This window comes from Propionicicella superfundia DSM 22317 (genome assembly GCF_000423465.1).
GTDB classification, from domain to species: domain Bacteria; phylum Actinomycetota; class Actinomycetes; order Propionibacteriales; family Propionibacteriaceae; genus Propionicicella; species Propionicicella superfundia.
In genome coordinates, this window is record NZ_AUIA01000029.1 from 1 (window position 1) to 8,636 (window position 8,636).

Genomic DNA, 8,636 nt, shown 5'->3' on the forward strand with positions numbered 1-8,636 from the left:
CCCCGCCCTTGCCGTTGAGGACCGCGATGGTGCGCGGCCCGGGCCAGTGCTGGGAGATGGCCCGCTCGTCCTCCCACTTGGCCACCTCCTCGGCCGTGGGGCCGGACTTGAACCCGAGCCGGGCGAGGAACGCTTGCCAGCCGGTGAGTGGGGGAGCGGTGAGGCGCGCATCGGCCAGGAACGACCGCTCACGCGCCTCACGGCGCGTGGTGACGGCCGGCTCCTCGCCGTGCGTCATGCCACGGGTCCCTGTGGTCGGCTTCGCGCGTGTAGGCACCCATGAGCCGGTGCCGTTAGCGGGCTCGGGAGTCTGCACAGAGACCGGCGAAGGACTGAGTGGGGGAGTGGCCGCGGTGATGGGCTGCACAGAGCCATCTGGGCTCACGCTGAGCCGGTGCTCGGCGTCGGGATCGCGGGCGATGACCTCGACGGGCTGGCCGGTGCGGCGAGCGTGGTCGATGACCAGGCCCACGAGCGCACGGCGGGCTTCCTCGACGCTGCTGGTGCTGACGTGCGCCGGCGGCTGGCCGTCGAGGGTGACGACGCCGGTGCCATCGGGGTTGACGGTGGCGATGTTCTGCATCGGTATCTCCCTACTACTTGATGGTGACGCCGACCTGGGCGAGGAAGGCTTGTGGGTCTACTTGCTGGCCGTCGACCAGCACCTCGAAGTGCAGGTGGCACCCGGTGGAGGTGCCGGTGGTGCCGACCTTGGCGATCTGCTGCCCGGCGGTGACTTGATCGCCCACCTTGGCGAGCACGCCGTCGTTGAACATGTGGCCGTAACGGGTGTGGACACCGCTGCCGTGGTCAATCTCTATGAGGTTGCCGTAGCCGCCGGCGGGTCCTGCCCGCACGACCTGGCCCGTGTTCGCGGCCCAGATGGGGCCGTAGCAGCCGCCACCGCCGAGGTCGATGCCTCGGTGGTAGGTCGAGCCGATACCGCCGGGAGAACTGCGCGGTCCGAAGTCGGAGTTCAGCGGCCCTTGCGCCGGGAGTGCCCACCCGGCCAGGGACACCTCTCCGGGAAGCCCGGTCTCGCATCCGGGGATGGCGCTGGACCCCTTGCCGGTGAGGTTGAGGTGGACGTGGTCCATGTGGTTCTGCGTGGGGCTGCCACGGTCCTCCATCGGACGCCATCCCTCGTCGGCGCGGTCGGTGGACCAGATGCGCTGTAGCCAGATGATGTAGTCCACCCCGAGGTCGGCCGCGTGGTCCTGGAGGTACTTGGCGAGGTTGTCACCGGCCGTTCTGCCATTGGGAATGTCGTTCGTCATGAAGTCCAGCGCCAGGCCGCTGGGGTGCCCGTTGGGGTCGCGGGCGGATTCGCGGTAGCCCCCGATGGTGACGAAGCCGAACATGGGTCCAACCGTGTTGGCGACGATCGCGGTCTGGGGGTGCACGGGCCCGAGGCTGTACTCCGATCCGCCCGCTCCCGCGTTGGCGGCCGGGGCTGCGGCCTGCTGAACCCCGCCAAGGGCGGTGACGACGGCACCGGCGGGCTCCCAGAACCGGGCGTAGTGGTACGGGTCAGCGTTGCGCTGCACCGCGTTGGACACGAGCGTGGGTTCCATCGACTCTCGGCCAGCAATGGTCATCTCGACCCGGAAGAAGTTGGTGGCCGAGATGAACGGGTCCATCCGGTCGGAGTACGAGCCCCACGCGCCGTTGTCGCGCTGCTGGAACAGCCCGCGGCTGTCCGGGCCTACGTCGTCGCCGTAGTCCAGGACGCGCAGGCTGGACTCGCCCATCGCGGTCGAGACGCCGATCTGCTGATCTCGGGCGCTGAGGCCGAGCTTCTGCGCGGCGAGCATGATGTGCGCGGCGTTGACGAGCTGCTCGTGGATCCAAAATGCATTGCAGGGGGTGGTTGGAACCGCTGCGCCTGGTTCGGGCGCAGCACAACACAGCCAGCAGGGTGAGTGCCGTCTGTGCGCACTAGGAGGACGAACCGCGTCCACAGTTCGTCCTGTTGCGGCGCCGGCGCCGCTGAGACGCGGTCGCCGGCGCGTTGGGAGGACGAACCGTGTCAGACAGTTCTTCCTGTTGCCGTATCGGCTCTTCCTCTTGCCGTATCGGCGCCGCTTAGATGAGGAATTCGGCGTGCCGAGAGGACGAACTTCATCACAAAGTTCGTCCTGTTGCCGTACCGGCGCGGGTTAGGGCAGATAGCCACCGGTGAAAGCGAAGAACTGCCCCACGATGGGCGCTGCACGACGCGAAGCGAGGAAGGTGATCAGCGCACCCATCTCGTCCGGACGGCCGAGGCGACCGAGCGGCACGTCCCGCTCGACACGCTCCCGGAGCTCGGGGTTGTTCTCCCAATCCGACGTCGGGAAGTACGTCGGGTTGTTGAAGAAGTTCGGACCGATCGCGTAGAGCAAGATTCCGTCACGGGACAGCGTCTTCGCTGCCGATTCGACAAGCGCGACGGTAGCGGCGCGCGCGGGCCCATAGAGAGGGTTGTAGGCGAGCGGCTTCTTGCCAACTGAGGACGTGATGAAGATAACGGAGGCGCCGCCTGCAGCCCGTAGCGGCGCGATGGCCGACTGCAGGAGCAGGATCGGGAAGATGCTGAGCGCCTCGAACATCTGTCGGATGTCGGCCTCGCTCGTTCCCTCGATCGGGAGCCGATTCATCGGGCGCGGAATGTAATCGTTCGAGACGATCGTGTCGATCGCTTCCCCGTGCTGCAGCGTGGCGTCGACCAGACGCTCGGGCTTCTGCTCGGCGAGCGCGACGGTGCCCGGGTTCTCCGACTCGAAACGCTGTCGTTCAGCTGCATCAGCGAAGCTCGCGTCGTGGCAAACCACGGTATAGCCATCCCGCGTAAGCGCCTCGACGGCGGCGGGGCCTGCAAAATGCCGTGCATGAGTCACGAGGGCGATCTTCATTGTTCATTTCCTCTCAATTGGTTCTGGAATTCACGGAGGTCGGCGACCAAGAGGTCGGGCACCTCCAACGCGGCGAAGTGTCCACCGCGAGGCATATCTGTGAAGCGCTCGAGCCGAAACATCCGCTCCAACCACTCGGCCGGCGGTCGTCGAATTTCGGCGGGGAATCGAGCGTACGCAGTGGGCACGTCGATGATCTCGCCCGGAGGAAAAGTCCACCCTTCCCGCGCTCGTTCGGCGTACAGCCGGGATGAGGATCCAATGGACTGGGTCACCCAATAGATCATCACTTGCGTCAACAGTTCGTCCGACGAGAACGAGCTTTCAACATCACCGTTGCAGTCCGACCAGCTGCGGTACTTCTCCACCAGCCACGCCGCGAGCCCCGCGGGCGAATCGTTGAGTGCGACTGCGAGGCTCTGGGGCTTCGTCGACTGCAGACTGTTATACGCACCCTCGCGCGCGCTCCATTCCTGGTTCGCACTGAGGTACTGCTGCTCGGCTGCGCTGAGCGGGGCAGCATCGATCATGCTGGGCTGTACCGAGCTGTAGTTAAGGTGCAGGCCGGTCACGAGGTCGGGGTGCGCGTGCGCGAGTCGGGTGAGGACGGTAGAACCCCAGTCGCCGCCCTGCCCAACGAATTCGGAATAACCGAGAACGTCCGTCATGAGCTCGGCGAGTATCTCCGCCATGGTGCCCGGATTCATACCAGGACGTCCGATATCTGACGAAAATCCAAAGCCTGGGAGGCTCGGCGCGACCACGGAGAAGGAGTTTTCCGGATCGCCGCCGTGTGCCGCCGGATCGGTCAACGGGCCGATGATCTTGGAAACCTCCGAGAAGGATCCTGGCCAACCGTGCACGAACAGGAGCGGCGTCGGAGCCGGTCCCTTTCCAGGGACGTGGACAAAGTGGAGGTCGACGTCCTGGATCCGCGCGCGATACTGCGGGAGTTCGTTCAGACGCCGCTCGGCTTCACGCCAATTGAAATCGGTGCGCCAGTAGTCGACCAGACTCTGGAGATACCCGACATCGGTGCCGTAGGACCATCCAGCACCTTCTATCGACGCGGGAAATCGAGTGTTGGCGAGCCGCTTGTGGAGGTCGTCAAGTACCTCGTCTGGCACGGCGATCTCGAACGGCGTGGGACTCACCGCGGTCACCAGTAGAGCGGACGACGGTCAGACATGAGGCCGTGGAAAATCTGCCGGTTGGCGACCTGGATACCGGGGTAATAGTCGTCGGTCGACAGCTCGCAAGCACGAGAGCAGAACCCGCATGCATAGATGGACACGCCGGCAGCGAGTAGTGCGTCCAAGCTTTCCCGAATATCGGGCGCGCCCTCGACTGCGTCCTTCTTGATCAGTTCCAGCGCGTCATACATCACGTACAGCGCGATGTCGGCGCCCAGATCCTCTGTCCAGCTCCGAGCGATGCTGAATGGCATCGGGTCGAAGCGGTCGTTCTTGTGCTGGAGCACGAAGACCAGCGAATCGCTGTTTTCGTTCATCATTCCTCATTCCTCCTACAGGTCGAGCTGGGAACAGCTTTGCATGCACACGCGTCGTTGCGCAACGACTCTGCACATATGTGCGCATCTATAGAGATTGGCTTCGAGATCGAGCCGTTATCTGTGAGTTTCTCAGCGAGCCGGGGCGCAGTGCGCCCGGTCGGGCGGGTCAAGACCAGCCGGTCCCAACCGCCACACGGGCACCCGCCCCGGGGCGCCGGGAGTTCACCGCGACCGGCCGAATCGGCTCTGGTCACCGATCTGCCCTTCCTGCCAACGTGGGCAGGCGGGACGTTCGTGTGCGTCATCGTCGACGCATTCTGCGCTTGATTGCTCGTGGGTGCTCACTCGTGCGTAGCCGACGAGGGTGCTCATTAGTCAGTCTCCGATCCCTGGTGACCGGTCGCTCATGCGCCCCGGCGGCAGCCTGCGCGTCCCTGCCTCGAATGTGGTGGGAGTGGTCCTGGTTGCCTCGGTCGCGGGCGCGCCGAACGCGAGGCGGGCGGCGTCCAGAGCAGCCCGAGGGGTGCCTCTCTCCCTGGGTCGTCGCGCTGTGGTGATCGCGTCGAACATCTCGCGCAGCGGCCGAAGGTCTGAGCGTTCCATCGCGGCGCGGGATGCCTCGTTGTTGCGTTCGGCCGAGACTCGCCGCCAGTCCAGGTGCCACCCGGCATCACGGGCCACCCGAGACCAGAACACGCGCTGCGCGCGGCCGTTGCCCTCACGGAACGGGTGGGCGTAGTTGAGCGCGTCGTAGTGGTGCGCCAGGCGCTCGATGAACGTCGGCCGGCTCATGCTGCGCAGGTGGTTGTCGGCCCGCAGCTCTTCGAACACGAACCGGGTGCCAACCTCGATCCGGGACGCGGGAAGGAACGGCTGCCCGTCGGGCTTGCGTATGTCGACGGTCCGGGTCCTGCCCGCCCACTCGTAGAGGTCTTGGAACAGGTGTCGGTGGATGCCGCGCAGCTCGTCGAGGTCCCCGGACGGGGCCACCGGGTAGCGGTCGGCCAGCTCGACGAGACGATGCACGGACAAGTCGCCCTCAGCCTGGTCGAGGGCGGCTTGGGTGCGGGCACCGATCCGGTTGCGAAGGATGCCCGTCTCGGGGTCGGTGTACGGGTCGACGCTCTCGCTCATCACCCGCGTCGCGTGGCCGTCTTGCGGGCCGGGGCTGCACTCCCCCGCTCGTCCTCAGGCACGCCGTAGCGGGCACGGGTTCGGCGGCCGTACTCATCGAGGGTGATCCGCCCGGAGACGTACTCGGCCGCGTCGGCCGCGGCGGCCGGCGAGAGGGCGAGGCCTTCCATCCGCACGCTGTGCACGGCCTCCTCGACCTGGCGAGCCCGCTCCGCCTCGGTCGTCGACGGCGACGTGATTCGCGCTGCCTGGGTCATTGACGTCCTCCTCGGTGGATCGGTCAGTGCCCATTCTACCGGTCCGACCGATAACGGTCTAGCGGTGTTTCGGTCGAACTTGGTTTCGGTCGCGGGTTCCGGTCGAGAGCGGCCCGCGTCCTGGCGGGTGCCGCGTCGACGTCACGGTGCTCGACGACAAACGTTCGTTTACGGGACGACAGGCCGTCCCATATGACGCACCGTCACCGGACAACCCTTCTCGGGCGGTCTTGCGAACATTCGGGCGTGGGTTTCCGCCGATGACCTGCACCGCCTCCGCAACGGGTTCCTCCTACGGGACGGACAACTGGACCGACCGCAACCGCTGCGAGGGCGGACCACTGAGCGTTAGGGGGTCCCGTCCGGCTCCGATGCCCTCTCCAGGCTTCGGACCGCTGCCAGGCGGTGGAGCTCAGACCGTCGGATGAGGAGTGCGGCAACGGGCGCCCGCGATCGCGCTGGCGGCGTGATGATTGGTCGTCATTCGCGCCCTTTGGTTCCTTCGCGCACCATCCGACGATGTTCGCCGCGGCCGGCGGCGTGCCCGCGTTGCGGGCGGAGTCGTTCAGTCGCGAGCGATGTGAAGGGCGACCCAGAGCGCGCACCTTCGGCAGATGTAGGCCGGTTCGCTCCCGAGTGCGTGGAGCGACCTTCGTGGCCGCTGGCGGCCGCAGCACGAGCATCGTTGCTGGGTGTCATCGGCCATGTCGCGATGGTGCCACGGGCCGGTGACCTTCGCGGGTCACAGGTAGCGGCAGACGTCCTCGGGGGAGCATGTGGCCGGGTCGCCGGTGGTGGCGTGCTCGCGCAGGATGGCGATCGTGGTGCGTAGCTGCGCGAGCTCGGCGAGCTGCCGGTCGATGACCGCGAGGCGGGTGTCGAGCAGGTCGGTGACGTGCTGGCAGGGGGCCTGGCCCCGGTCTCGGATGGCCAGCACCTGGCCGATCTGGGCCAGGGTCAGCCCGGCGGCTTGGCCCCGGCGGATGAAGTGCAGCCGGTCGAGCACCTCGGGGCCGTAGTCCCGGTACCCCGCCGGGCTGCGGTCGGGGTCGGGGAGGAGTCCGACGTCCTCGTAGTACCGCAGGGTCTTAGCTGTCGTGCCCGACGCCTGAGCCACCTCACCGATCCGCATGCCACTCATTCTGCCTTGACCTTCCAGTGCACTGGAAGGTCGATCCTGGTCCTGAGGCGCGGCAACAAGGGAGGACTTATGACGGCAACGGACAAGGGCAGGTCGTATGACCTGGCAGTGATCGGGTCCGGTGGGGCGGCGTTCGCGGCCGCGATCCGCGCCACCACCCTGGGCAAGCGGGTGGTGATGATCGAGCGCGGCACCATCGGCGGTACCTGCGTGAACACCGGGTGTGTGCCCTCCAAAGCCCTGCTCGCGGCCGCCGAGGCCCGCCACGTCACACTCGACGCCGCCCGGTTCCCCGGTCTGCCACTCCCCGACGCCCCACCGGTCGACATGCCCGCCATGGTCGCCGGCAAGGACAAGCTCGTCGGATCGCTGCGCAGCGAGAAGTACGCGGCCCTGGCCGCCGAGTACGGGTGGGCCCTCCACCCCGGCGAGGCCACCTTCGTCGGCACACCGACTGAGCCGGCACTCCGCGTGACCGGCCCGGACGGCACGGCGGAAACCGTCCGGGCCGCGCACCACCTCATCGCTACCGGCTCCACGCCCTGGGCGCCGCCGGTCCCCGGCCTGCAGGAGGCCGGTTATCTGACCTCGACGACCGCGATGGAGCTGGACCACGTCCCGGAGTCGCTGCTGGTCATCGGCGGCGGCTACGTCGCCATGGAGCAGGCCCAGCTCTTCTCCCGCCTCGGTGCCCAGGTCACCATGCTCGTCCGCTCACGGCTGGCCTCCCACGAGGAACCCGAGGCCGCCACCGCCCTGGAAGAAATCCTCGCCGACGAAGGCATCGAGATCATCCGCGGCGCGGTGCCCACCGCGGTGCGCCGCGACCCGGCCACCGGCGAGGTCACGGTCACCGCCACCACCGTCGACGGCTCACACGAGCTCCGCGCGGCCGAGCTCCTCGTTGCCACCGGCCGCCGCCCGGTCACCGGCACGCTCGGCCTCGACACCATCGGCGTGCGCGCCGGCAAGCGCGGCGAGGTCATCATCGACAGCCACCTGCGCACCACGAACCCGCGGATCTGGGCCGCGGGTGACGTCACCGCCCACCCGCAGTTCGTGTACGTCGCCGCGGCCCACGGCGCCCTGGTCGCCGACAACGCCCTCACCGGAGCCGGCCGGGAGGTCGACTACCGCCACCTGCCCCGGGTCGTGTTCACCAGCCCCGCCCTGGCCTCCGTCGGAATGACCGACCAGCAGGCCCGCACTGCCGGGATCCGCTGCGACAGCCGCGTCCTGCCCCTGGCGTACGTCCCGCGCGCCATCGTCAACCGTGACACCCGCGGGCTCATCAAGATCGTCACCGACGCCGACACCGGCCGCATCATCGGCATCACCGCCCTCGCCCAGGACGCCGGTGACCTCGCCGCCGCCGGCGTCTACATCCTCGAGGCCGGCATGACCACCGACCAGGTCGCCAACCTCTGGAGCCCCTACCTGACCATGGCCGAAGGCCTCAAACTCACCGCCCAAACCTTCACCACCGACATCACCAAACTCTCCTGCTGCGCAGCATGAACCCGCACAGGGATCCCTATACCGGAGCGTCGAGCCTGGCGACCTCTCTCGTTCGCTTTGGCTCCGTCAGAGACCGAACGCTCCTCCGCTGACGAGGATGACGATGCCGAGGCCGATCAGGACGATGGGGAACAGGATGTGTTCCCAGCGCTCGAGGACTTCAGCGATCGGCGGCCGGG

General features: G+C 67.5%; 9 protein-coding genes and 1 pseudogene. 1 reads left to right on the top strand and 9 read right to left on the bottom strand.

Annotation, left to right across the window (positions count from 1 at the left end):
- From G555_RS0104920 to G555_RS0104955, 8 genes are all read right to left on the bottom strand, one after another.
- Positions 1 to 583: hypothetical protein (locus G555_RS0104920; RefSeq protein ID WP_028708014.1), on the bottom strand; the 583-nt coding region annotated here is incomplete at its 3' end.
- A gap of 13 nt (positions 584 to 596) precedes the next feature.
- Entirely contained in the window at positions 597 to 1,814 is a 1,218-nt protein-coding gene (locus G555_RS21090; RefSeq protein ID WP_028708015.1) for a M23 family metallopeptidase, read from the bottom strand.
- 345 nt (positions 1,815 to 2,159) lie between these two features.
- The gene (locus tag G555_RS0104930; protein WP_028708016.1) at positions 2,160 to 2,894 is read right to left on the bottom strand and encodes a haloalcohol dehalogenase; all 735 of its coding nucleotides are present in this window, start codon (positions 2,892 to 2,894) and stop codon (positions 2,160 to 2,162) included.
- Complete coding sequence (locus tag G555_RS0104935; RefSeq protein ID WP_211223179.1) at positions 2,891 to 4,057, bottom strand: epoxide hydrolase family protein; 1,167 nt, start codon at positions 4,055 to 4,057, stop codon at positions 2,891 to 2,893. Before G555_RS0104935 ends, G555_RS0104930 begins: the two co-directional genes overlap by 4 nt.
- Positions 4,054 to 4,407, bottom strand: a complete 354-nt coding sequence (locus tag G555_RS0104940; protein ID WP_028708018.1) for a DsrE family protein — start codon at positions 4,405 to 4,407, stop codon at positions 4,054 to 4,056. Before G555_RS0104940 ends, G555_RS0104935 begins: the two co-directional genes overlap by 4 nt.
- A 375-nt stretch (positions 4,408 to 4,782) precedes the next feature.
- Positions 4,783 to 5,541, bottom strand: a complete 759-nt coding sequence (locus G555_RS0104945; RefSeq protein ID WP_028708019.1) for a Fic/DOC family protein — start codon at positions 5,539 to 5,541, stop codon at positions 4,783 to 4,785.
- A complete protein-coding gene (locus G555_RS18045) occupies positions 5,541 to 5,798 on the bottom strand; it encodes an antitoxin VbhA family protein (RefSeq protein WP_051208462.1) in 258 nt (85 codons plus the stop codon). Before G555_RS18045 ends, G555_RS0104945 begins: the two co-directional genes overlap by 1 nt.
- 742 nt (positions 5,799 to 6,540) lie before the next feature.
- The gene (locus G555_RS0104955) at positions 6,541 to 6,930 is read right to left on the bottom strand and encodes a heavy metal-responsive transcriptional regulator (RefSeq protein ID WP_028708020.1); all 390 of its coding nucleotides are present in this window, start codon (positions 6,928 to 6,930) and stop codon (positions 6,541 to 6,543) included.
- 78 nt (positions 6,931 to 7,008) lie between these two features.
- Here G555_RS0104955 and merA point away from each other — a divergent pair, with 78 nt between their 5' ends.
- Positions 7,009 to 8,457, top strand: a complete 1,449-nt coding sequence (gene merA, locus G555_RS0104960) for a mercury(II) reductase (RefSeq protein WP_028708021.1) — start codon at positions 7,009 to 7,011, stop codon at positions 8,455 to 8,457.
- A gap of 66 nt (positions 8,458 to 8,523) precedes the next feature.
- On the opposite strand, the pseudogene G555_RS22185 reads toward merA, so the two are convergent.
- Positions 8,524 to 8,636 (bottom strand): annotated as a pseudogene (locus G555_RS22185) (cadmium resistance transporter); the annotation flags it as partial.